26 protein-coding genes and 1 pseudogene are annotated in these 23,807 nt (G+C 48.5%); 19 read left to right on the top strand and 8 right to left on the bottom strand.

Annotated features, from left to right (window positions below):
* The first annotated feature begins 39 nt into the window (after positions 1–39).
* From U2F10_RS10905 to U2F10_RS10970, 14 genes are all read left to right on the top strand, one after another.
* Entirely contained in the window at positions 40–2,847 is a 2,808-nt protein-coding gene (locus U2F10_RS10905; RefSeq protein WP_499872032.1) for a bifunctional nitrogenase iron-molybdenum cofactor biosynthesis protein NifEN, read from the top strand.
* Positions 2,848–2,869: 22 nt separating this feature from the next.
* A complete protein-coding gene (gene nifX / locus U2F10_RS10910; protein WP_163659257.1) occupies positions 2,870–3,298 on the top strand; it encodes a nitrogen fixation protein NifX in 429 nt (142 codons plus the stop codon).
* Positions 3,295–3,786, top strand: a complete 492-nt coding sequence (locus U2F10_RS10915) for a NifX-associated nitrogen fixation protein (protein ID WP_499872034.1) — start codon at positions 3,295–3,297, stop codon at positions 3,784–3,786. Before nifX ends, U2F10_RS10915 begins: the two co-directional genes overlap by 4 nt.
* Positions 3,787–3,848: 62 nt before the next feature.
* Positions 3,849–4,070 carry a CCE_0567 family metalloprotein gene (locus U2F10_RS10920; protein WP_163700763.1) on the top strand — a complete coding sequence of 74 codons (222 nt, stop codon included), beginning with the start codon at positions 3,849–3,851 and terminating at the stop codon, positions 4,068–4,070.
* A complete protein-coding gene (gene nifW, locus U2F10_RS10925) occupies positions 4,067–4,384 on the top strand; it encodes a nitrogenase-stabilizing/protective protein NifW (RefSeq protein WP_163659259.1) in 318 nt (105 codons plus the stop codon). Before U2F10_RS10920 ends, nifW begins: the two co-directional genes overlap by 4 nt.
* A gap of 86 nt (positions 4,385–4,470) precedes the next feature.
* Entirely contained in the window at positions 4,471–5,262 is a 792-nt protein-coding gene (locus U2F10_RS10930) for a HesA/MoeB/ThiF family protein (RefSeq protein ID WP_163697188.1), read from the top strand.
* 17 nt (positions 5,263–5,279) lie between these two features.
* A complete protein-coding gene (locus U2F10_RS10935) occupies positions 5,280–5,498 on the top strand; it encodes a hypothetical protein (protein ID WP_163659261.1) in 219 nt (72 codons plus the stop codon).
* Between the two features lie 28 nt (positions 5,499–5,526).
* Complete coding sequence (locus U2F10_RS10940; protein WP_006514496.1) at positions 5,527–5,892, top strand: HesB/IscA family protein; 366 nt, start codon at positions 5,527–5,529, stop codon at positions 5,890–5,892.
* An 85-nt stretch (positions 5,893–5,977) separates the two neighbouring features.
* Positions 5,978–6,277: a 2Fe-2S iron-sulfur cluster-binding protein gene (locus U2F10_RS10945; protein WP_006514497.1), complete on the top strand. Its 300-nt coding sequence runs from the start codon at positions 5,978–5,980 to the stop codon at positions 6,275–6,277.
* A gap of 47 nt (positions 6,278–6,324) precedes the next feature.
* Positions 6,325–6,576: a ferrous iron transport protein A gene (locus U2F10_RS10950; RefSeq protein ID WP_163697186.1), complete on the top strand. Its 252-nt coding sequence runs from the start codon at positions 6,325–6,327 to the stop codon at positions 6,574–6,576.
* Positions 6,577–6,642: 66 nt separating this feature from the next.
* A complete protein-coding gene (locus U2F10_RS10955; RefSeq protein WP_006514499.1) occupies positions 6,643–7,173 on the top strand; it encodes a flavodoxin in 531 nt (176 codons plus the stop codon).
* Between the two features lie 23 nt (positions 7,174–7,196).
* Positions 7,197–7,868, top strand: coding sequence for a class I SAM-dependent methyltransferase (locus U2F10_RS10960; RefSeq protein WP_458789497.1), 672 nt, complete (start codon positions 7,197–7,199; stop codon positions 7,866–7,868).
* A gap of 106 nt (positions 7,869–7,974) precedes the next feature.
* Positions 7,975–8,979 (top strand): cysteine synthase A, encoded by a 1,005-nt coding sequence (gene cysK, locus U2F10_RS10965; protein ID WP_499056603.1) that lies wholly within the window; start codon positions 7,975–7,977, stop codon positions 8,977–8,979.
* A 12-nt stretch (positions 8,980–8,991) separates the two neighbouring features.
* Positions 8,992–9,261 (top strand): hypothetical protein, encoded by a 270-nt coding sequence (locus tag U2F10_RS10970; RefSeq protein WP_458789485.1) that lies wholly within the window; start codon positions 8,992–8,994, stop codon positions 9,259–9,261.
* A gap of 226 nt (positions 9,262–9,487) precedes the next feature.
* Here the strand turns inward: U2F10_RS10970 and U2F10_RS10975 are convergent, their stop codons facing one another.
* On the bottom strand, positions 9,488–9,649 hold the full coding sequence (locus tag U2F10_RS10975) for a hypothetical protein (RefSeq protein WP_499056602.1): 162 nt from the start codon (positions 9,647–9,649) through the stop codon (positions 9,488–9,490).
* 181 nt (positions 9,650–9,830) lie between these two features.
* Between U2F10_RS10975 and modA the strand changes: the two genes are divergently transcribed.
* From modA to U2F10_RS10995, 4 genes are all read left to right on the top strand, one after another.
* Positions 9,831–10,631: a molybdate ABC transporter substrate-binding protein gene (modA, locus tag U2F10_RS10980; RefSeq protein ID WP_499872037.1), complete on the top strand. Its 801-nt coding sequence runs from the start codon at positions 9,831–9,833 to the stop codon at positions 10,629–10,631.
* 7 nt (positions 10,632–10,638) lie between these two features.
* Complete coding sequence (modB, locus tag U2F10_RS10985) at positions 10,639–12,528, top strand: molybdate ABC transporter permease subunit (protein ID WP_499056599.1); 1,890 nt, start codon at positions 10,639–10,641, stop codon at positions 12,526–12,528.
* Positions 12,529–12,839: 311 nt separating this feature from the next.
* Complete coding sequence (locus U2F10_RS10990; RefSeq protein ID WP_499872039.1) at positions 12,840–13,760, top strand: helix-turn-helix domain-containing protein; 921 nt, start codon at positions 12,840–12,842, stop codon at positions 13,758–13,760.
* Positions 13,761–13,859: 99 nt separating this feature from the next.
* Entirely contained in the window at positions 13,860–15,239 is a 1,380-nt protein-coding gene (locus tag U2F10_RS10995; protein ID WP_499872041.1) for an MATE family efflux transporter, read from the top strand.
* Positions 15,240–15,406: 167 nt separating this feature from the next.
* Here the strand turns inward: U2F10_RS10995 and U2F10_RS11000 are convergent, their stop codons facing one another.
* The 3 genes from U2F10_RS11000 to U2F10_RS11010 form a co-directional block, all read right to left on the bottom strand.
* Positions 15,407–15,625: a DUF2949 domain-containing protein gene (locus U2F10_RS11000; protein ID WP_163663170.1), complete on the bottom strand. Its 219-nt coding sequence runs from the start codon at positions 15,623–15,625 to the stop codon at positions 15,407–15,409.
* Positions 15,622–15,942 (bottom strand): DUF1830 domain-containing protein, encoded by a 321-nt coding sequence (locus tag U2F10_RS11005; protein WP_163663168.1) that lies wholly within the window; start codon positions 15,940–15,942, stop codon positions 15,622–15,624. Before U2F10_RS11005 ends, U2F10_RS11000 begins: the two co-directional genes overlap by 4 nt.
* Before the next feature lie 531 nt (positions 15,943–16,473).
* Positions 16,474–17,343, bottom strand: coding sequence for an alpha/beta fold hydrolase (locus U2F10_RS11010; protein ID WP_163697176.1), 870 nt, complete (start codon positions 17,341–17,343; stop codon positions 16,474–16,476).
* Between the two features lie 269 nt (positions 17,344–17,612).
* Between U2F10_RS11010 and U2F10_RS11015 the strand changes: the two genes are divergently transcribed.
* Positions 17,613–18,485 carry a hypothetical protein gene (locus tag U2F10_RS11015; RefSeq protein WP_499872042.1) on the top strand — a complete coding sequence of 291 codons (873 nt, stop codon included), beginning with the start codon at positions 17,613–17,615 and terminating at the stop codon, positions 18,483–18,485.
* 293 nt (positions 18,486–18,778) lie between these two features.
* Here the strand turns inward: U2F10_RS11015 and U2F10_RS11020 are convergent, their stop codons facing one another.
* From U2F10_RS11020 to recQ, 4 genes and pseudogenes are all read right to left on the bottom strand, one after another.
* Entirely contained in the window at positions 18,779–19,360 is a 582-nt protein-coding gene (locus U2F10_RS11020) for a Uma2 family endonuclease (protein ID WP_499056594.1), read from the bottom strand.
* A gap of 114 nt (positions 19,361–19,474) precedes the next feature.
* Positions 19,475–19,937: pseudogene (locus U2F10_RS11025) on the bottom strand (restriction endonuclease); the annotation flags it as partial.
* A 12-nt stretch (positions 19,938–19,949) separates the two neighbouring features.
* On the bottom strand, positions 19,950–21,089 hold the full coding sequence (locus U2F10_RS11030) for a THUMP domain-containing class I SAM-dependent RNA methyltransferase (protein WP_250564892.1): 1,140 nt from the start codon (positions 21,087–21,089) through the stop codon (positions 19,950–19,952).
* A 142-nt stretch (positions 21,090–21,231) separates the two neighbouring features.
* A complete protein-coding gene (recQ, locus tag U2F10_RS11035; protein WP_163663146.1) occupies positions 21,232–23,442 on the bottom strand; it encodes a DNA helicase RecQ in 2,211 nt (736 codons plus the stop codon).
* Positions 23,443–23,807 lie beyond the last annotated feature (365 nt).

A 23,807-nucleotide genomic window follows, 5' to 3' on the forward strand; every position in this document is an offset into this window, starting at 1 on the left:
GGATACCAAAACACTGTAACCTCCTCCTTCTTTATCGCCATGAAAATGACCTCTGGCAAAATCAATGAACTCCTGACCCAGCCTGGCTGTGAGCACAACCATAAGAAAGATGGTAAGGGCCAGAAAAAAGCCTGTCAACAGCAGGCACAGCCTGGTGCTGCCCAAGGAGGATGTGCCTTTGACGGGGCCAGTATTGCCCTGGTGCCGATCACCGATGTGGCCCATTTGGTCCATGGACCCATTGCTTGTTCAGGTAATTCCTGGGGTAGTCGTGGCAGTCTTTCCTCTGGTCCCAGGATCTACCAAATGGGATTCACCACTGATCTGAGTGAAAACGACATTATCTTTGGTGGTGAAAATAAGCTCTACAAGGCAATTCATGACGTTAAAGAACGCTACAGCCCCGCCGCAATCTTTGTTTATCTCACCTGTGTGACAGCGCTGATTGGCGATGACCTGGATGCTGTCTGTCAGGCGGCTAGCAAAAATTTTGACATTCCTGTCGTGCCGGTCAGTTCTCCTGGCTTTGTGGGTAGTAAGAATCTTGGTAACCGGATTGGGGGTGAAGCACTGCTAGAGCATGTTGTCGGTACTCGGGAACCTGAATATACCACACCCTATGACATAAATTTAATCGGCGAGTATAACATTGCCGGAGAAATGTGGGGCCTGTTACCGCTGTTGGAAAAGCTAGGAATTCGAGTGCTGGCTAAGATTACCGGTGATGCCCGATATAACGAAGTGGCCTGTGCCCACCGGGCCAAACTCAACGTGATGATTTGTTCTAAAGCCTTGATCAATATGGCCCATACGATGGAGGAACGCTATGGGATTCCTTACATCGAAGAGTCAATTTATGGCATTGAAGATATGAATCGTTTGCTGCGAGAGATCGCGGCTAAACTAGGCGACTCTGACCTGCAGGCCCGTGTTGAGACTTTAATAAAAGAAGAGACCAGTAAACTGGACATTGCTCTGGCTCCCTATCGTCAACGCCTCAAAGGTAAGCGAGTTGTTCTCTATACAGGGGGTGTTAAAAGCTGGTCGATTATCTCGGCTGCTAAGGATCTAGGCATTGATGTCGTGGCCACGAGTACTAAAAAGAGCACCGAAGAAGATAAGGCCCGGATCAAAAATCTCCTGGGTAAAGACGGCATCATGATGAAAAAAGGCAATGCTCAGGAACTCCTGAGGGTGGTTGCCAAAACTAAAGCTGACATGTTGATTGCCGGTGGTCGTAATCAGTACACGGCCCTAAAAGCGAGAATTCCCTTCCTTGATATTAACCAGGAACGCCACCATCCCTATGCGGGCTATCTGGGGATGATTGAGATGGCAAAAGAGCTGGATGAAGCTCTGCATAGCCCCATTTGGGAACAGGTGCGACGTGAAGCCCCATGGGATAGCGTCGGCGGAGCCTGGGATCGGGCTGGAGCCTCTCTGGCTCATCCTGCCCAGGCTTCCACAAAAGTTCTCTCCCGTAGAAAATCCGTCACTGTTAATCCCCTCAAGCAAAGCCAGCCTCTAGGTGCAGCTCTGGCCTACTTAGGTATCAAAGGCATGATGCCGCTCTTCCATGGCTCTCAGGGATGTACCGCATTTGCCAAGGTCATGTTAGTACGCCATTTCCGAGAAGCGGTCCCTATGTCTACGACTGCTATGACAGAGGTCACCACAATTCTAGGCGGCGAAGGCAATGTGGAGACAGCAATCTTAACGCTGTTGGAGAAAACCAAGCCAGCCATTATCGGCTTATGTACAACCGGACTGACGGAAACCCGAGGCGATGATATGCAGGGAATCTTAAAGGAATTCCGGCAGCGTAACCCCGAGCTGTCCTCACTGCCCATTGCATTTGCATCTACGCCAGACTTTAAAGGAGCGTTACAGGATGGCTATGCCGCCGCTGTAGAGGCACTGGTACGGGATATTCCGGATAGTGGGCAAGACGAACTGCGACAACAGGGTAGCGATTCATTCTATACCTACGCTGTACCTGGTATGCCTTCCCAGGTAACGGTCCTGGCCGGTTCGTCCCTAGCTCCTGGCGATGTACAGGCAGTTAAAGACATGGTGACGGCCTTTGGGCTCAATCCAGTGTTTGTTCCTGACCTGTCTAAGTCTCTTGACGGCCATTTAGCCGATAGTTACTCCGGTCTCACCAATGGAGGTACCACGCTTAATCAGCTGAAGTCGTTGGCCTATTCTTCATTCACCCTGGCGATTGGCAACAGTATGAAGCTGGCTGCTGAAATTTTGCAACAGCGTTTTGGTACTGAGTTCAGACTCTTTAATAGTCTCACCGGTCTGGGGGCTGTGGATAGCTTTTTACAAGAGCTTTCAGAGCTAAGTGGTCGCCCTGTGCCTGAAAAATTCCGTCACCAGCGTCGGCAGTTACAGGATGCTATCCTCGATACCCACTTTTTCTTTGGTCGTAAGCGAGTGGCCCTGGCGCTGGAGCCTGACCTGCTCCATAGGATTGCCTGGTGGCTGACAACCACGGGGGCTGAAATTCATGCGGCTGTGACGACAACTACATCCAAACTACTCAAAAACTTGCCAGCTGATACGGTTACGATTGGCGATTTGGAAGACTTTGAAGATCTCGCCCAGGGGGCAGACCTGTTAATTGCCAACTCCAATGCCAAAGCGATGTCAAAGCGCCTGGGTATTCCCCTCTATCGCCTTGGCTTCCCAGTATTTGACCGGCTTGGTAACGGTCAACGCTACACCGTCGGTTATGACGGCACTACTCAGCTTTTGTTTGATATCGGCAACATTTTTATGGAGGTCGATGAAACTGATGCCCATGCCCAGGTTCATGCCTGGCGAGAAGGTCACGTGTAAGTATGCACAAGGAGATTTAACGATGAGAATTGCCTTTGCTACCCAAGATTCGTTACACATCAATGCCCACTTTGGTTGGGCCCGACAGATCGATGTTTATGAGGTGGATACCACTGGCTACACCTTTCTAGAAGCGCTGAAATTTGAGGGTGATCTCAAGGAAGACGGTAACGAAGATAAGCTAGAGCCCAAGGTTAAAGCTTTGCAAAACTGCACCATTGTCTATGTTTCTGCGATTGGGGGTAGTGCTGCGGCCCGGCTGATTTGCAAAAATATTACTCCGATCAAGACCGGCTCTGGCAACGATGAAATTGGGGATGTACTGGCCCGTCTGGTGCAATCTCTCAAGCATAGCCCGCCACCATGGCTACGTAAGGCTTTGAGTAAAAACAAACCTGCTTTAACGTTTGATGATGACTTTGAAACCATTGAAGAGGAAGTAATTGTATGAGTCCTGTTGCTGCCACTGACCCAAAAACGACTGAATTAGATGCCGCATTAGTGATTGATAGTTCCCTATTCCTCAAGGCAATTGTTCAGCAGATTCGTGCTAACGATGCCTATGGCACCTATCGGAACTGGGCCGATGAGATTTTACTGAAGCCCTATATCATTCCTAAGAAAAAGCGTCGGAAAATTCCGGTGGAAGGGGACGTTGATCCGATTACCATGGCGCGGATTATGGCATTCTATCGTGCGATCGCAGCCTGCATTGAGCAAGAAACCGGTCAGCTCTCTCAAGTCGTAGTCGACCTCAGCCACGAAGGCTTCGGCTGGGCACTGATCTTTTCTGGCCGCCTAATTCTAGTGTCCAAAACCCTACGAGATGCCCAACGCTTCGGCTTTGACACCCTAGAAAAGATGAACGCCGAAGGAGAAAAATTAGTCCAAAAAGGTATTGATCTAGCCCAGCGGTTTCCCGCCGTTTGTAACCTTTAGTCAAGCCTGCAGCCGGGTAGGGGCCGCTCTCCCCTACCTTTCCTTTATCATTCGTTTGTCCCATGCCCGAAACTACGACACCGACCACCCTTGACGATCTGAAAAAACAAATCAGAAGGCTAAATAGCAAAGCGGGCCAGATGAAAATGGACCTGCATGACATTGCCGAAGGCTTACCTACTGATTTAGAAGAATTGCCCACCGCTGCTGCTCGCACCTATGACATCTATTGTCAATTGCGTGAACTCAAAGAGCAACTCAAAACCTTGGAGGCCGATCAATGACAACGTTAACTCGTACCTTAGCCCAGTTTAACCAGCTCAAAGACGCTGAAGACTATTTTCAGTTTTTTGGCTTGGCCTATGACCCGCAGGTGGTCAATGTCAATCGTTTGCATATCTTGCGGAAATTTGCCCAGCTTGTCAAAGACGAAGATAAAGCCCAACCCGAAGAACAAAAGCTGAAAGCCTATCGCCAGGCCCTGCAAACCGCCTACGATTTGTTTTTAACCTCCTCTTCCGTGGAACAAAAACTCTTCAAAGTCTTCCAAGACAGACCGAAGAACGTAGTCATGCTCTCCGATATTACTGTGGAGTAATCCACTGCCCACTGCCCATTCCCCCATTCCCCCATTCCCCCATTCCCCCACTGCCCACTGTCCACTGCCCACCGCCCACTGCCACCATGCTCCTCTCCCTCTCCCCTACCGAACTCGAACGCTACCGCCGCCAAATGATGTTGCCTGGGCTGGGTGAAGCTGGACAACGCCAGCTAAAAAACACTACGGCCCTGGTTACGGGGGTGGGTGGCTTGGGGGGAACAGCCGCTCTCTATCTGGCCGTAGCCGGAGTTGGTAAGCTGATCTTGGTACGCGGTGGCAACCTGCAACGGGACGATCTCAATCGACAAATTCTCATGACCGATGATTGGGTAGGTAAGCCTCGTGTCTTTAAAGCCCAGGAAACATTGCACAATCTCAACCCTGACATCGAGATTGAGGCTGTGTGCGAATACGTTAGTGACAACAACATTGGCGTACTCGTCCAGCAAGCCGATATCGCCCTAGACTGCGCTTTTGATTTTAAAGAACGAGACTTGCTCAATAGTGCCTGTGTGCGATGGCAAAAGCCCATGGTGGAAGCTGCCATGAACAGCATGGAAGCCTATCTCACCACCATCGTGCCGGGACACACACCCTGTCTTACCTGTCTCTTCCCTGAAAAGCCAGACTGGGATCGCTGGGGGTTTGGAGTATTGGGCGCGGTGTCAGGGACCCTTGCTTGTCTGGCCGCACTGGAGGCAATTAAACTGATCACTGGCTTGGGCGAACCTTTGCTAGGGCAATTGCTAACTATGGATTTGGCCCGTGCCGAATTTGCTAAACGTCGCTCTTATCACGATCCCAACTGCCCTACCTGTGGCCAGATGACGCAGGTAGCTGATTCACTTACGGCTACTCCCATTTCATCCTGTTGAACTTGTTATCTTGAACCATGCCCTGGACTGCTCTCATCTTTTTGGGCCTTACTTTCATCTTCTGGCAGCTCCTAAAGTTTGTCTCTGACGAAGCTATTCGGTTTATCGCTAGTCTTGTTGCTGTAGCTTGTCTCGTAGTCGGTTTAGCCATTGCCCCGATTCTCTTAAAAAGTTTAATTCTTCTAGTTTTGCTGCTGACGCCCCCCATGGGTGCTCAAAATCGTAATTTCAGCTAGACCTGTCCACTCACTTTTACTCACCACCATGACTGTTACCCTTACCGAACTCGCCGAACTTCGTCTTCGTACGTTTGTTCGTGGCACTCCTGACTATACCCCCACGCGAGGTGTTCGTCTGGCGGTGAAAGACGGCGGCTGTAATGGCTACGAATACGCTATTAAAATAGCTGATGCTCCAAATCCTGATGATGAGATTACAGAATCAGGCAGCCTCAAAGTTTTTGTTGATCCGAAAAGTGCTCCCCTATTAGATGGGGTGGTGGTGGACTACATTGACAGTTTATTGGAAAGCGGCTTTAAGTTCACCAACCCCAATGCTACTGATACCTGTGGCTGCGGTAAGTCCTTCCAAGCGGCAGACTGTGGCCCCGCTGGGACTCCCTGTTCCTAGAAAAGCAGAGAAGGACAATTGATTTTTCTCGCATCTACCTCTCATCTTATCCAATTCTCACCCTCACTTATTAAGGAGACTTGTTATGACAACGTATCAGGTTCACCTCATCAACAAAAAGCGCAAAATTGATATTACAATTCCTGTCGATGACGATACATATATTCTAGATGCAGCAGAGGAGAACGATATTGAGCTACCGTTTTCCTGCAAGTCCGGAGCCTGTTCTAGCTGTGTCGGGAAAATTGTCGAAGGCGAAATTGATCAAGAAGACCAGTCGTTTTTAGAGGATGAACAAATCGATAAAGGCTTTGTTTTACTTTGTGTTGCTTATCCCCGTTCGGACTGCACGATTAAAACCCACATGGAGGCGTATTTAGTTTAGTAACGGTTAGCTGACGATTAACTTATTTAGGAGACTAGAGATTGGCCATGTTTACTAGGTTTACTGTATCTGGGGCTTCTCTTAAGGCATTAAAAGTTGGTGAACGTGGCGTTATTTCCCGGATTAGGGGCATTAACCCAGCCGTTGCCGACCAGCTCAGAAAATCAGGATTGTCTCCGGGCACCTCCTTAAGTTTAGAGCAGCGCTCTCCCCGATTTGTGGTTCGCACTCGCCAGGGTACAGTACCGCTGACCCAGGCTATGATTCAGTCGGTTTACGTACGGACAAAAGTCTCCTAAGAGGTCTGATACCTGACTTTGGTCTAGTTTATTTTAAATACTTTGCAAATTTTAGGAGTTGAAACCATGACAAAGATTGGCATCTTTTATGGTAGTACCTCGGGTACCACCGAAGAAATTGCAGAAAAACTTCAGGAAGAAATTGGCGAAGATATCTGCGATTTGTACAATATGGAAGAAGACTTTGATGATGTGGATGACCTGCTGAAATATGATTACCTGCTGCTCGGCTGCTCTACATGGGGGGCTGGAGAAGTGCAAAACGATTGGCGTGAACCCCTGTTTGATATGGAAGTCGACAAGCCCAACTTCTCTGGAAAAACTATTGCGCTCTTTGGCCCAGGTGATTGTGAAGGCCACAGTAAGCACTTTGTAGGTGCCCTAGGAATTCTCTATGATCAGTTTAAGGCCTTGGGAGCAAAGCTGGTGGGGGCTGTTTCTACTGAAGGCTACTCATTTGAGAAGTCCACTGCCATTCGAGACGGTCAGTTTGTTGGCTTGCCCCTCGATGAAATCAATGAGAGCGATAAAACAGAACAACGAATTGCCGATTGGCTAGAATTATTAAAAGCTGACTTTCCAGTCTTGGCTGCTTAACTGATGCTCCCGTGGGCACACCTATGATCATGTCTGACTTTTTGAATCGATGGCCCATAAACCCTGGGCCATCAGCCACCACTAATTCAACCCAGTTTCACCGTAGATGGGCCGATTATTATCAGGCCGTTGCCGGTCGCCCTCCCCGTGAAACATTGTTAACGGCCCTTGAACGTTTCTCGGCTGAGCCGTTGGCTAATGCGCGTAGGACTGCGGTGGATTTAGGCTGTGGTGACGGGCGTGACACGGTGGAACTGCTGCGACAGAATTGGCGAGTGATTGCCATTGACGGAGAATCTGAAGCGATTATTCGACTACGGCGGCGTTCGGATATTAATCGAACGTATTTAGAAACTCGCGTACAGCAATTTGAAGAGCTAACGCTACCACCGGACGTGGATTTGATCAACGCTAGCTTTTGTTTACCCATGTGTAAACCAGACTGTTTCCCAACGCTTTGGGAAGAAATTGTCATGGCATTAAGACCAGGCGGTCGATTTTGCGGACATTTGTTTGGCGATCGCGACTCTTGGACCATCTATGGCGATATAAATTTTCACACGCGCCCCCAGATTGAAGAATTGCTAAGTTATTTCAATGTGGAGCTTTTAGATGAAGAGGAACATCCTGGCAAAACCGCACTGGGTGAGGAAAAGCACTGGCATTTGTACAATATTGTTGCCCGCAAACGATAGGGTTTTCTGAAAAAAGTTAGAGGTGTACAGTTGTTTCACCAACACTGATGTAGCCTATAAGAGACTATTATCAAGGGATTGTCCCAACGAATAGGAGACCCCCCTTATGAAGGTTGCTAAAGATGTAACCCAGCTGATTGGCCAAACCCCCCTGGTACAGCTGAATCGAATTCCTCAAGCCGAGGGCTGTGTTGCCAAGATTTTACTGAAGCTAGAGGGCATGAATCCGGCAGCATCGGTTAAAGACCGCATTGGTGCCAATATGATCCATGCGGCTGAGGTATCAGGTGCGATCGCACCTGATCGGACTGTTCTAGTAGAGCCCACCTCCGGCAACACTGGCATTGCCCTGGCCATGGTGGCTGCGGCCAAGGGCTATCGCCTCATCCTAACAATGCCAGATACCATGAGCCTGGAGCGTCGGGCCATGCTCAACGCCTATGGGGCAGAGCTGGTGTTAACGCCGGGTAGTCAGGGCATGAACGGTGCGATCGCAAAGGCCCAGGAGATTACGGCTCAGCTGCCCAATGCCTTTATGCCCCAACAGTTTGAAAATCCAGCCAACCCACAAATCCATCGCGAAACCACAGCGGAAGAAATCTGGAATGATACCGATGGCCAGGTGGATATGGTAGTGGCCGGTGTTGGTACCGGCGGCACAATTACCGGTGTTGCCCAGGCACTAAAACTTAAAAAAGAGAGTTTTCGAGCCATTGCCGTAGAACCGACTAACAGTCCTGTACTATCGGGTGGCAGTGCCGGTCCCCACAAAATTCAAGGCATTGGCGCTGGGTTTATCCCCCCGGTGCTGCGGGTTGATTTAATCGACGAGACTGTCACCGTCACCGATGCAGCCGCTATTGACTTTAGCCGCCGTCTTGCTCGAGAAGAAGGGCTACTGTCTGGAATTTCTGCCGGTGCTGCCCTGGCTGCAGCTGTTCAAGTCGGACAGCGTCCTGAAAATAAAGACAAGCTCATTGTCATCATTCAACCCAGCTTTGGCGAACGGTATCTAAGTACTGTTTTATTTAAAGAGCTCGCTCCGGCCTACCCGGCCCTGATACCTGACAGTCTGTCAGCCGCGTACCAAGCCCCTACTCCTGTTGCCTAAACCAGAGAACCTATGAACACTCCACCCAATCCACCCGAGCCGCGTCAGGCAATGTACTTGGGATTAATTGACCGACTGCTCACCTGCCCTAACGGAGAAGAACCCGAGATTCTTAATGCTGACCCTGACCTGTTAGATGCCGGATTTGTACAGGCTCTAATGCAGACTGCCAGCTATTTTGCCCACCAAGACAATCCTGATGCCGCTAAGTTTCTCGTTTTTATTGCCCGTGAGTTGGCTCACCAGCTAGGTCTCTATCCACAGACCCAACCCCAGGCATAAGAGACTTTGAGCCTGAGCTAAGCCTGAACCTGAGCTGAGTCTTAGGCTTAGCTCAGGGCGTTGAGTTTTGATAAACATTGGACACAACAACATTTACCCTGACCTTGCCGTAACTCCTGCCAAACCTGAATCTTGGTAATGAGCGACATCCCCCTTTCGGGGGGGGTGGGGGAGTTGAGGCCCCCACGAACAGGAGGGTTTCAGGGAGGAAAGCCCTGAGCAACCCCTATCGCGGTTGACCCATGCTTAATCGATGTATTGTGGGAGGGTCGGCACTTAGCAAAACCGGCTGCGTGGGGTCCCGCCGAGTTCCCCACACCCCCATGGCTAGGGCGTTCCGCCGCCCTAGAACCCAACGGAAAAACATCAGCGATATCCCTAATCGCATAGTTGAGTATCCGGCGAGGTGATTTAGAATTTTGCGCGCTGCGACAAAATTCTAAAAGGAGACATCATTCCATTCTTTGTTAGACAAAACGATCATAATTAAACTATGAGCTTAATTTTTAACAAGCCCTTAATAATGACCGTAGTCCACGTTCTTATTCCCATAACCCAGCGCCCTCCCCATGCAACGCCGTAAATGTCTCACCCTCTTTCTCACGGGTCTAGTCTCTGGGTCAGTTGCCGTGGGCTGTAGTCGTGAAGATCAAACCGTCGGCTCTGGTAGCACCATAACCCTTACGGTCTCTGCTGCGGCCAGTTTACAAGATGCCCTAGAAAAGATTATAGCCCCATTTACTGAAGCCCATCCCGATATCGCCATAGACTACAATTTTGCCTCCTCAGGAGCACTTCAGCGCCAAATAGAACAGGGGGCTCCGGCTGATATCTTTTTTGCCGCCGCCTCTCAACAAATGGATGCGCTTTCAGATAAAGGGCTAATTTTGCCTGATTCTCGTCAAGAATTGGTAGCCAATCGTTTAGCCTTAGTGACTGCCATTGACTCAGCCCTAGACATTACCGATATCGCTGAGCTTAAGACCACGGATATAAACAGCATTGCCGTCGGAGAATTTCGCAGTGTGCCAGCGGGTCAATATGCGCAGCAGGCATTTCAACAGCTAGAGCTGTTAGACACATTGCAATCTAAGTTTGTCTTTAGCAACAGTGTCCGCAATGTTTTAGCAGCTGTGGAAAGCGGCAATGTTGAACTCGGCATTGTGTACGCCACCGATGCTGCGCTATCCCGTCAGGTTCAAGTATTAGCCACGGTACCCGAAGAATTTCATCTGCCGATTGTGTATCCAATTGCCATTGTCAGCAATAGCACTCAGCCTGCCGCCGCCCAACGGTTTATTGACTTTTTAACAACCGAGACCGCTCAGACAATGTTTACAGAGTTTGGCTTTAACGCAATTCGTTTATAACAATCCCATGCTGGATCTCTCTCCCCTTTGGATATCGTTGCGCATTGCGACGATTGCCACTGCTGTCACATTTTTTGTGGGCATTGCTGCGGCCAACTTTATGCACCACTATCGCGGTCGCGGTCGCGCCTTGCTAGACAGCATTTTACTAGCGCCCATGGTGCTACCGCCCACTGTGCTCGGGTTTTTACTACTCATATTGCTGGGCAAAAGGGGTCCACTGGGGATGCTGTTGACCAATGCTGGCATTAGCGTTGTTTTTACCTGGTATGCGGCGATTATAACCGCAACGGTGGTGGCGCTACCCCTGATGTATAAAACAACGTTGGGGGCGTTTGAGCAAATTGATAGTAATCTACAACAGGCGGCTCGCACCCTGGGTGCTTCGGAGCTAACTGTGTTTTGGCGCATCACTCTACCCCTGGCACTGCCGGGGCTGATTGCCGGGGCCACCCTCGCCTTTGCCCGCGCGCTCGGAGAATTTGGGGCCACACTGATGCTGGCGGGCAACATTCCAGGGCGAACCCAAACCCTACCCATGGCCATCTATTTTGCGGTTGAGGGGGGAGACTTTTATGAAGCGGCGATTTGGACCGGAGTGATCTTGATTGTGGCATTAGGGGCGTTGGTGTTAGTCAATCAATGGCAGCCAGGGCTAAGTAAAAAAGGAAAAAAGAGAGAAGAGAGTGTAAAGCTCAAAAGTAACGAAGTAGACGATACAGGGAAGACAACAGATCGGACATCTCCCAGTCCGCTGATGTATCCATCTACCTATTCATCTGCCGATGCACCAACGCTTTCTGTCAACCTCACAAAACACTTGCCAAACTTTACCCTCAATGTTTCGTTCACAACGGACGATCAGCCGTTAGGGCTATTGGGACCATCGGGGGCGGGCAAAAGTTTGATTTTGCGCTGTCTTGCAGGTATTGAGACCCCTGATGCCGGTCGAATTGTGTTAAACGGTCGGGTATTGTTTGATTCAGAAAACGGCATTAATGTACCTATTTGCGATCGCAAAATCGGTATTCTATTCCAAAACTATGCCCTGTTTCCCCACCTGACCATTGGGCAAAATGTGGCCTTTGGTCTACATCGCAAGCTGCCACCGGATCAAATTCAAACAGTTGTTGCCCAGCAGCTAGCAGCCGTTCATCTAGGGACATTGGCAAACCGCTATCCCCATGAACTATCAGGTGGACAACAGCAGCGAGTGGCCCTAGCCCGTGCCCTGGCCAGTCAACCTGAAGTCCTCCTGCTGGATGAACCCTTTTCTGCCCTCGACACCCATCTACGTGACCAGATTGAACATCAGCTCATCGACCGACTACAGAGCTATCGCGGCATTACCCTACTGGTGACCCATAATTTAGAAGAAGCCTATCGCATGTGTCATCGGCTGCTGGTATTAAATGGAGGAAATGCCATTGCCCATGGCCCCAAACATCTCATTTTTGAGCAGCCGCGCACCGTTGGTGTCGCTCAGCTCACAGGCTGCAAAAACTTCTCACCCGCCATTGCCCACGGCACACATCATGTTGAAGCCCGTCACTGGCAGTGTATTCTCGAAACCGTTGAACCGCTGTCTGCAAATCTCACCCAAATTGGTATCCGCGCTCACCAAATCGATTTTCTTGCCCAGGGATTTGGCAGAGAACCTGTAGACAGCCCCACACCCCATGCCAACACGTTCCCCTGCTGGCTGGCTGCCACCAGTGAAACTCCCCATCGGATGACCCTATACTTAAAACTCCATCATCCTTCAACAGGGAAGCAAGATTATCATTTACAGGCTGAAGTATTTAAAGAAAAATGGGCGGTGCTTAAAGATCAGCCCATGCCCTGGACAGTTCATTTAGACCCTCTGCGGTTGATTCTCTTGGAAGGGGAAAATTGAGATTAGCAAAGCGGGTTATTGTAAGCTCAAGCGTACTATATGGATAATAGGTAAGGACTTGTTGAAAATTAAGCTCATCGTTTGATTATGGCTAGTTTTCCTAAGATGTCGATTACCTTAGAGATATTGGCGTGGTATGGGTTACGGCAAAGTTAGGGGAAAGGTTAAACTCTTCAAACCATAAAATTGTTTCTTAACAACTCCTAACCTGAAGACCTGTTAACGTGAGACTACCTCTTTAAGTCTAGGTATTAGACGCTAAATCGCTGTATCCTGTAGGGCATCATGAATCTTGTAACCCGCTAGATCCTGTGACTGACCGCCGAACGCTAGCCATTGACTTTACTCAAGAGACATCTGTACTTGATGTCTATCCTGATAAACCCCTGCTTTCTAGCAAAGACTTATCTTGGCAAGGAATTCATCTTGGCTACTATTGTCAACCACCTCACGAGACGCCAGAGTATCGGCCAAAGCAGTGTTTGATCAGCATCCATCTCGGTCAGCCACTGACCCTACAGCAGACCTGGAAAAACGGACTCGCTACTAACGAATTTCAAACCTATGGTAGCGTTAGCATCTATCCAACAACTCACTCACTCAAAGAGACTTGGAACGCAGATGCAGAATATGTTGAGATTTACCTCACCCCTACACTATTTTCGCAAATTGCCCATGAATCGCTTGATGCAGATCGTTTAGAAATTCTGCCTCAACCTAATATCCGAGATCCGCTAATTCAACAGCTTGGTCTCTCGCTCAAGACGGAACTAGAAAGTAGGCACGTTGATACATCAGCAATAGAAGCTAACAAGACTCGCCTGTTAGCTGAGTCCATATCCTCAGTACTGGCCATTCACTTGATCAAGACATACTCATCACAACTGCCAGTGATCCAAGACTATTCAGATGGGTTGCCCAAACACAAGCTGCAGCTCGCGGTCGACTATATTTATACAAACCTAGCGACAGATCTCTCTCTCGGCGAGCTGTCTCAAATGGTCGGTATGAGCATGCACCATTTCTCTAGACTGTTTAAGCAGTCCTTGGGGTGCTCCCCTTATCAGTACGTTTTAAGGTGTCGCGTTGAGCGAGCCAAGCGGCTGTTACTCCAAAGGAAGCTAAGCATCGCAGACGTTGCACTGACAGTTGGGTTCTCCAGCCAGAGTCACTTGACACAGCACTTTAGACGTCACGTTGGCACTACACCGAAGCGGTTTCTCAAGCAATAGCAAGAACCTGATAAAAAGCGCGAAGAGCTGATATACCCGTCTTTTTAAGGTTCGTATCTTAAAGACACACCATACTTAGATACAAACTTTAGAGACATCGTGGCTATTATTTTATCTTCTTCGGTTCGAACTGAAGTGCGATCGCTATTCAAGCTGGCCATTCCCCTCGTGAGTGCCCAAATGGCCCAGGCTGCGACTGGCTTCGTCGATACTGTTATGATGGGCCATTTGGGATGGAAAGTTTTAGCAGCGGGCGGCCTTGCCTCTTTCACCTTCCAAGTGGTTCTCAACACACTCAGCGGCGTGGTCATGGGGGTAAGCCCGCTAGTGGCTGAAGCCTATGGTGCAGGTTGCAAAGCTCGCATAGAGCAGGTAACGAGACAGGGGCTTTGGTTGACAGTAGGCGTATCGGTTTTAGCGATGTGGGCACTCTCCCAGGCCAACACCCTTATGCTATGGCTAAGGCAAACACCAGAGACAGTCACCTTAGCGAGTAGCTACCTCGACTTTATTTTGTGGGGTCTGTTTCCTGCCGTTGGTTTTGCGATGCTCAGAGGCGTAGTATCCGGACTGTCCCAAGCTCGCATGATTATGGTGATCGTGATCGGCGGGACACTCTTCAACATTATGGCCAACTATGTTCTAGGCTTTGGTAAGTTCGGCTTTCCACGGATGGAGCTAGCAGGATTAGCCCTAGCGAGTGCGCTCTCCTGGTGGGGCATGTTCGCTGCGCTGATCATCTATTTACTCAAGCATCCAGAACTAAAAGCCTACCGTTTATTTCAAAAATGGTATCGCCTGAGAATAGATCTGTTGAAAGTGCTGCTCGTGGTTGGGGCACCCATTGGTGTCTCTATTTTCTTTGAGTATGGTCTAGTTCTAGCAATAACTTACCTGATGGGAATTCTAGGTACGGATGTTTTAGCCGCCCATCAGATTGCGCTGCAGACGGGGCTGATGGTTTTCATGATTCCGCTGGGTATGTCATTTGCAACAACTGCCCGGGTCGGTCAGTGGTTTGGTCGCCGCGATCTAAAGGGAACTGAGCGAGCAGAGCGCACTAGCATTGGCATTATCTTTGTGACAGCAGTCTTAGTGGCCAGTGCCTTAATAATCTTTCGCGAACCGATCATCGGACTCTACATAGACGTTAGCGAGCCTGAGAACAGAGAAGTTCTACAACTAGCGGTGCCGATGCTCATCGTAGTGGCCATTGGTCATATCTTTGACGCCGTGCAAAAGACCACATTAGGTGCGCTCTATGGTCTTCAAGATACTCATATTCCAGCAATAGTCGGTATCGCTGCGTTTTTAGGCGTCGGCTTACTGAGCGGCTATATGTTGGGCTTTATTGTCGGCTTTGGTGGTGTGGGTCTATGGAGCGGCTATTACTTGGGTAGTATCACGGCTGCTGCGATCTATATCTGGCGCTTTAAGCGATTAGTTACTAAAAAAGCTAGTAAGACGACTGTTGCTTAAGAAAACAACATTAAAGAGCCAAGCACCCAATGGCAAAAATTTAGCAGCGATTGCATCCACCCATCGACTCATCCACAAGTGTACGTCGACTAGCCACCAGCCATCTGCATTAGATGCATGAGTACACCTAATGCAGGACGACCCGCAATATCACCCAGAAAACGTTCCTAAAACTGGGCCCTATTACCAGCGCCATAGGTAGAGGCCAGCAGATCAAAGGTTTGATCAAGCTGCTCCAGGCTAATCAACCCATACTGCCATAGGACTATGGGAAAGAGACTGGTATCTTGATCGCTTTGTTGTAACGCTGATGCGATAGATTTCTCTGGAACAGCAAGCTCTTCCCGTAAAAATTTGAGCAACCGGGTATTCGGAAATATCTTCATCGGTTGTGGTCCCCTTGATATGCTAGACGGTGACAAGGAATCTTGTCAGACAAAATTGAGCTAATCGGAGAGCCCGTATGAATTTCTAAGTGATCATTTCGATCGGCTTCAAAGATAAGCCTGGTCTGAGGCATGACCATTCGTTCGAGAAAATTACTAGAGACATTTGCCACCCGAACAATCTGAAATTGTGTGGTGCTGTTGATGTAACAACATTGAATCTGTTCGCTTGCCTGAGAGTAGTTTAATGGTGGTTTTCCTTGGCAGGACGATTGGGCAATGGTTGGATTAAATCGCTTTTTTTGAATTACTTTCATAATGTTCTCTCAGTTGCTGGTCCAGTCTTGCGAGCAAGAAAACATAGGTCAGCGGTTTTCTGCGTTAAGAAGACATGGAACAAGCAATTTCAGTGAGGTGGTTTTTGCACGCTGACTAGGGGAAGGATATGGTAGAACCGTTGACTACCAATGGGTTAACCCTAAGTCAAAATGTATGGATTGGGTATTGATGGATTTTGACAACTAACTTTGCAATAACTGAAAAACAATAATCTGATCGATTGATCGAACAAAATGTTTCTACCTTTGCTGCGATCACAAAACGTCTCACACCATTTGGGGATAGTACTCTAACAATCCACACCTGTCGAGTGACAGGTGTAACTATTGAGCCTGGTACCTCACTTTAAACAACATGACCTTTGTTTAAAGTAATAGTCACTACTTTAACAACAAAAATATTGCTTAACATGAGCAATATTTGTAAACTTTTGTAAAGATATTGTTTGTATAGTCCGACGGTAATCCCCCGTATCCCAGATCCAAAAATAAAATGCGACAGTATGACCTTTACCACAGAAATTTTAGTAGGGCTGAGGTGAATTCTTCGGGAGCATCCTGCTGTATCCAATGGGATGCATTTTCGATCGGTTTAAAGACGGCACCTGGAATCTCTGTTGCTAACTGCTGACCATCCTCTGCTTTTTGCCAGGGGTCATCCATTCCCCAAAGAAGCATGGTCGGTGCGGCAATGTTTTCGTGACGATCAACAAGGGCCATCGTCTGATTAGCATTCAAGGCTGAGGCATTGCGCAGCAGACTAAGTTTTCCCTCTGGGCTAGCCCAAGGGGCAATGATGCCTTCTCTAAAGTCAGCGGTTAATCGGTCAGGGTGAGAAAGGCCCATGGCCAGACTTTCTTCTAGCGCAGCGATTAAGTCGTCAATGGGGCGTGGTTTCCATCGCAGCGGATGACCAAAATCGAGCATGTCGTCATCAAAACGGTCATAGCAGACGGAGTTGCTAATCACCAGTTGGTTGACTACCTGGGGATGTTCGATCGCCAGAATTAGCGCAACGGCTCCCCCCGTATCGTGACCAACGACATGGACTTGAGACAGTGCCAGTATTTTTAATAATTCAAGGATCATTCTGGCCTGATCTTGAAATGAGCGGTCAAAGCGATCGCGTCTATCTGACCACCCATGGCCTAAAAAATCGGGAGCGATCACTCGATAGCCAGCCTCGACCAAAGGTGGAATCACCTCATGGTAAAGATAGCCCCACGTGGGAATCCCATGCATCAACAGAATGGTGCCGGTTTGATCGGTGCCCACATCCACATAGCGAATCTTTACTGGAATGTGAGCTGCGGTGTTGGTAGGCAATTCGACTTCTTTCTGAGTATTCTTGTAGTCTTGCCAGGTAGTCCAAAATGTCATGGGAATAACCGTCAACCTCCTCCATTATATTGGGGCGACCGTATGTTAAAGGGCATCGAAGGTCAGTAGTCAGTAGGTCAGTGTACTCTTTTGTCAAATGCAAATAAGCTGTTTAACGTCTTAGAATTGTCCCCAACCCCATGCTTGACCTATGCCTATGGAACCGTGGAGAAACTACGGCCTTCTGCTGAGGGTAAACTGTGATGTGCCGAGGCCCACTACTTTGTGGATATTTTTAGTTTGACAACATCTCTAGGGAATTGGAATTGATGAAAGGGTATTTGTACGTAGCAGCGGGTGAGCGATTTGTTCGCGAAGCCATAGGTTCCGCCCGAAGTTTAAGGCATGTCGATGAAAATGCTCAGATTGCCTTGGTGACAGACCAGCCGATTGAGAGTGATGCCTTTGATCAGGTGATTGTACGGCCCACCACCACTGAAACCTACAATCATGGATTGTTGTACAAAGTTCAGCATCTCTACCATTCGTCTCCCTACACTGAAACTCTGTTTATCGATAGTGATACCTATATTTGTGAAAATATTAGCCATATATTTGATCTGTTAGATTTTTTTGATGTTGCGATCGCACAAGATCCAACAGATGTAAATCGAGCCAAATCTCCCCAATCCCTACAGCGCTTAAAAGCTTCGGATCTGTACAATACCGGAGTGATTCTTTATACAAAGAATGAGCGTAATGACGATTTATTTAGCCATTGGCTGAAGACTTACCAGACAAAGTTAGAGCAATCAACCCTGGGCAAAGAAAACGACCAAACATCCTTCATGGAGGCCTGGTTAAAATCAACCTCTAAAATCTATGTTCTTTCCCATGCCTGGAATGCGAGAACACCGTTCTTCTTCACCCTAAATCAGTCGGTCAAAATTATTCATGGCAGACATCCAAACTACGAAGCCATCAAGGTAAAGCTAAACAAACCCCACCCTTCAAGACATCGATGCTGGCTCCCTGTGCATCAAAAATGTGTGATGAAAAAATCAGGCTGGCTCTATCACGCTAAAAACTTTGGCAGTCAATGGAAACATCGAATTTTAAGGGCAATGGAGCAAGCTAACAGCTGGCGGCGTTCCCAACCCGATACATTCATAAATTTTGTATTTCATGAGCTTTGCAAATAACGAAAATCCTTAATATTTTGGCTCATAAAGGACACTATGCATCTAGGTCATCTAGGAATTCTGATGTTGGATCAACACCTGTAATGAGTAACTGATCGCGAGGCGGACGTCATCTAGCCAGTCGGTGGGGACGCCATAGGCGAGTAAGTCATCATCGGGAACTTCGCCATAAAGGAGAGGTTTTTGTTGTGGAGGTTTGTTTTCGCCTTGTTTTTCTCCTAGTTGAGAGTGTTTGCTAACTCAAAGTCCCCCTTAAAAAGGGAGGGATTAGAGACTGTCGGTGGCGGACTGCATTATTGTTCATCAAATTCCACCGCCTCATAAAGTTCCGCCAGGGCTATCTCCACGCCAACAGATTCCAACCGAAAGCTAGCCTCTAACCCTCGATACTTAGTCAATAACCATTGGTTTGCCGACTGCTTGACATAGTGATCCACCTGGGGCCGATACTGATCGATCAGCACATATTCCTCAAAACTTTCGATAGTGCGATAGGCTTCAAACTTGTCACCCCGATCATAATTTTGAGTAGATTTTGAGAGCGTCTCCGCAATCAAAATAGGGTTCATCACCGTATCCTTGCGACCAGGATGTAGTTCTAGTGGCTTGGGGACAACCATCACATCCGGATAGGTGTAGAGTTTCAGCGCCGGTATCCACAGTCGCTGATCGGTCACAAAGATACTGTAGGGCTGTTTACGCAAACTAGCCTTGAGCAAAAAAATGAACATGCCAGTAATTTCGTTATGCTCCGGTGTGCCCCCTGTCATTTCAACAATTTCCCCATCACGAAATTCACTGCGCGTATCCGCGTCGACTTCTAGGGCCAGATATTCTTCAGCCGTATAGGTTTTAGCCACAGTTGCAACGGTCATAGCTTAATTCCTCCTACATCGGTCACCTGCTTTAGCGTCGTCTTAATCAAACGCCCAAACTTAGTCTCGATCAAACGACTAAAATCCGCCTCAATTTCAAAAACTTCTGTAAACTCCGCAAATGCCCATCTTAATGGCTCGTTTAATTAACTCACAAACCTTATTCGCAATATCTTGATACATCAGCTGGGCTGTTCGGGTGTTGCCTGTCAGCTTTAAGTAACCTTTCATCCACTGGCGAGTAATTCGCTTAAGCTGACCCAACAAATGTAATTTGGGCTCCTCACCAGGGTCACGGTACTGGTGGTAAATCAGATGCTTTGTCAGATGGAATAAAACCGTAGACTCTCTGATATCGTCCAGGTGCTTTACAGTCAAGTCCGCTCCTTCACCGAATGCCTTCATTACGAGTGACTGAAGGGCCTACCATGTCAGGGATTAGCTCCAGCACTGAGTTCGGACTGAACGTAGCGGTTAGTCGAGTATCTGGCAGCTCTACCCGGTAGCCTTCCACTCGGGGAAATTGATTTTCTAGATGATCGCGATCTGGTCGGACCGCTTTCACATGCACCGTTTGGTACAGCGTCTTTTAATACATTTCGTATTTCAAAAACTGACAGGGAATAGAACCGTTATAGATGGGGATTTTTCGGGCTGTTCTGAGACCAATACACTTGGTTAGTGCTTTATTGCCACTGAGAATATAAGCGGTCCAACCCTTAAAACGCTGTTTGAGAATATCCCCCATGAGTTTATAAAATGGGGCCAGATTTTCAGCTTGGCCCAGACGTTCTCCATAGGGGGGATTGCAGATCAGGATACCGCTGTCGGCAGGCGCTTCAATATCGGCAAAGTCAGTGTAGTTAAATTCAATATGGTCAGCCACACCGCTATAGTCAGCATTGGTGCGAGCATCGGTGAGAATATCCAGGTCGCGATCGCATCCCACTACGGGTACCCCCAGTTCTGTCTTCCGCCGTTTCTTTGCATCCACCACCACCCTCTGCCAGAGCGGCTGATCATAATCAGGCCAGGTTTGAAACCCAAACCCCTGGCTTGTCTGATCACGAAACAACCCCGGCGCAATCCCCATGGCCTGTAACGTCGCCTCAATGGGCAATGTCCCCGAACCACACATGGGGTCAAGAAATGCTACATTACCAGACCATTCTGTTAACTGCACGAGAGCAGCTGCAAGAGACTCTTTTAGAGGTGCTGTACCCATGGCAGGTCGGTAGCCACGGCGATGGAGACTACTGCCAGAACTATCTAAACTAACAGTTGCTTTATTATCTTTGATGTGAACATTGATCTGCACGTCAGGAATTTCAGTATCCACATCGGAACGCTCTCCATGGCGGTCCTGCTGCTGATCGACGATGGCGTTTTTTACCTGTAGTGCCGTGAAGTGGCTATGGTTCAGACGATCGTTTTTACCGGTGGCTTTTACGGCCAAGGTTTGGGCAGGTGATAGGTACTGCTCCCAATCGATACGTTGGATGCCGCGATAAAGGGCATCACTGTCGCGGCAGGGCACATGGGCAACGGTGACCAAAATCCGAAAGGATAATCGGGTCCATAGATTAATGCTGTAGAGACGTTTGCGATCGCACCGAAAAGCTACCCCACAAAATCCAGGCTCTACCCCTTCAGCGCCCAGTAGCTCAAGTTCTTGGGCAGCCAGCTCTTCTAGACCACGGGCTACGGTAGCAAAACAGTTGAACAACATAGCGGCACAGGCGTCTTAACGCGCCAAATAATAGGTGAAGCCTATCAATCATGCCTTAGGATCGTGGAGATTTTATATGAATTTTGCCCTTTGCTTACAATCAGGGACCTTCGTCATAGCCAATATCTCAACAGGTTCTAATTTAAGTCCCATGCTGGCTTTCCCATGCAGCCCTAACTAGACGAATTTCATTATAGTCAAAGGTTTCGCCAAGTTCATCACGGATAGTTCTTAAGGAATGGGAGCCTACTTTTTCAATGGCTTCAAAGATTGGCACCTGGCGTTCTGGTGATACTAGGGCGTTGAGATCGACATCTTGCCCCATTTCAATTAGCTGATTTAGATGTTCGATAATTGTGCCCAAGCGTAACCCTCGATCCAGGGCAATTTCGGATGGAGATAGCCCCTGCTGGTGGAGCTGATGGGTGATGATATAGGTGGATGTTAATTCGCTAGACGATCGGCGTGTCTCTGGTGTGGCAGGGGAACCAGTAATGTTGTTATTGGGTGTCAGATTATGGGACTGGCAAAAGTGCTGGATCTCCTGGGTAAACACCTGACCATATTGCTCAAGCTTACGTCTGCCCACACCGGAGATGGTGGCGAATGCATCGGTTGTAACGGGTCGCTGCTGGGCCATTTGTCTGAGGCTGGCATCGGCAAAGACAATGTAGGGGGGCACCGATTGTTCATCAGCTAGTCGTTTACGTAGACCGCGTAGTTGCTCCAACAACAGAGTTTCGTCAGCGTTAAGCTGGACTTCGTCGGTGGCCTTAGTGGCCTTGGTAGATTCAGCTCGTTTAAAGACGTGAATATTGACCGGGATCTCTTTTTTTAATACCTGCCAGCTACCTGAGTTCAGCTTAAGAACAGAATAGCCATCGGTTGTTTCTGATACTAGTTCCTGGTGTAAAAGAGACCGACATAGCTGTCGCCAGTCATCCACACTATGGTCTTGACCAATGCCATAGGTAGAAAGCCGATCGTGCCCTAGTTCCATCAATCTCTTTTTGCGAGAACCGCGCAGCACATCGATAATGTGATTCATGCCAAATCTCTCTTGGCAGCGAGCGACACAGGAGAGAAACTTCTGGGCTTCAATGGTCCAATCTTCTAGCGGTACAGGATTCAGGCAGTTGTCACAGTTCTGGCAGTCTCCAGGAAAACTCTCACCAAAGTAGCTGAGCTGAATTTTACGGCGGCAGACCGCACTCTCAGCATAGTTAATCACATGGCGCAACTGCTGACGAGCAATCCGCTGTTCTTGCTCATCAGGCTTTTGACTAATTAGATACTCAACGGTAGCCACATCAGCGTAGCTAAAGAAAACGGTACAGTTAGCGGGATCGCCATCACGCCCGGCTCGCCCCGATTCTTGGTAGTAGCTTTCAATGGTACGTGGCAGGTCGTAGTGAATGACAAATCGCACATCGGGTTTGTTAATGCCCATGCCAAAGGCAATGGTGGCCACAATAATGCGCACATCATCTCGAATAAACTGCTCTTGATTTCCCTGGCGTTCCTTCGCACTCAGACCAGCGTGATATGGCAGGGCAGAGATCCCATCTTGCTTCAGACGAAACGCAATTTCATTAACCCGTTTGCGGCTCAGGCAATAGATGATACCGGCCCCCGACTGCTGTTTGGCCAGCTTCAATAAATGGTCATAACTCTGTTTTGTCTTTGGCGTTACCTCGTAATACAGATTTTGTCGGTTAAACCCTGAGACAAATACCTGAGGGTCGTTGAGGCGTAGCTGTTGAATAATGTCTTGCCGAACGCGCTCAGTGGCGGTGGCTGTTAATGCCATGACAGGCACTTGGGGGAACTGCTGCTTCAGTTGAAAAAGCTGGCGATACTCCGGTCGAAAATCGTGCCCCCATTCCGAAACACAGTGGGCTTCATCAATGGCAAAAGCACTGAGGCCAACGGTTTGCTGTATTTGTTCCAACAATGGCCAAAAACTGGGATTCATCAGGCGCTCAGGGGCAAGGTAAAGCAGCTTGATGTCGCCCCTGAGTAGCGCCTGCTCGCGATCGCGCACCTCGTTGAAGGTCAAACTACTGTTGAGAAACGTAGCGGCAATGCCATTGTCCGCCAGGCTACGCACCTGATCCTGCATCAAGGCAATCAGGGGAGAGACCACAATCGTTACCCCTAAACGCAGTAGGGCCGGTAGCTGATAACACAGAGACTTACCTCCACCTGTGGGCATAATTACCAACACATCCTGATTTTTTAGGACTTGCTCAATGATGACGCGTTGGTAATGGCGAAAGTCGTCATAGCCAAAGAAGTGTTTAAGAGCAGCCTCTAAAGACGGAAACGATGCGATGGTCGGTGCGCTAGCCATAGATGCATAGAATTCATCGGCTATTTATTTTAGTCGCCGTGGGGTAAATGCCAACGGGGGATGTTGACTAAAATTAGAATTTGATACTGGTTCACGTCTGAATTCTAAAAGTCAGTGCTTTTGCCGAAGTGAGTCGATATCTAAGGGATTTCTCCCACTCCCCATTCCTCATTCCCTACCCCCTGCTCCCTACATTTCCAGCAAAATACCTTGATATCTAAGGGATTTCCCTATATTTACCCTTCATTTTTGCCATTGCTTTGTAAAGCAATGTGAACGTTTTGACGTCAAAACGGCTTGACGGCTTGACGGCATCAAATAAGGTCGGTATGTTTACTCCATGGGTAAGATGCCCCACGAATTAA

This window comes from Leptothoe sp. EHU-05/26/07-4 (assembly GCF_043421015.1).
Taxonomy (GTDB): domain Bacteria; phylum Cyanobacteriota; class Cyanobacteriia; order Phormidesmidales; family Phormidesmidaceae; genus Leptothoe; species Leptothoe turfae.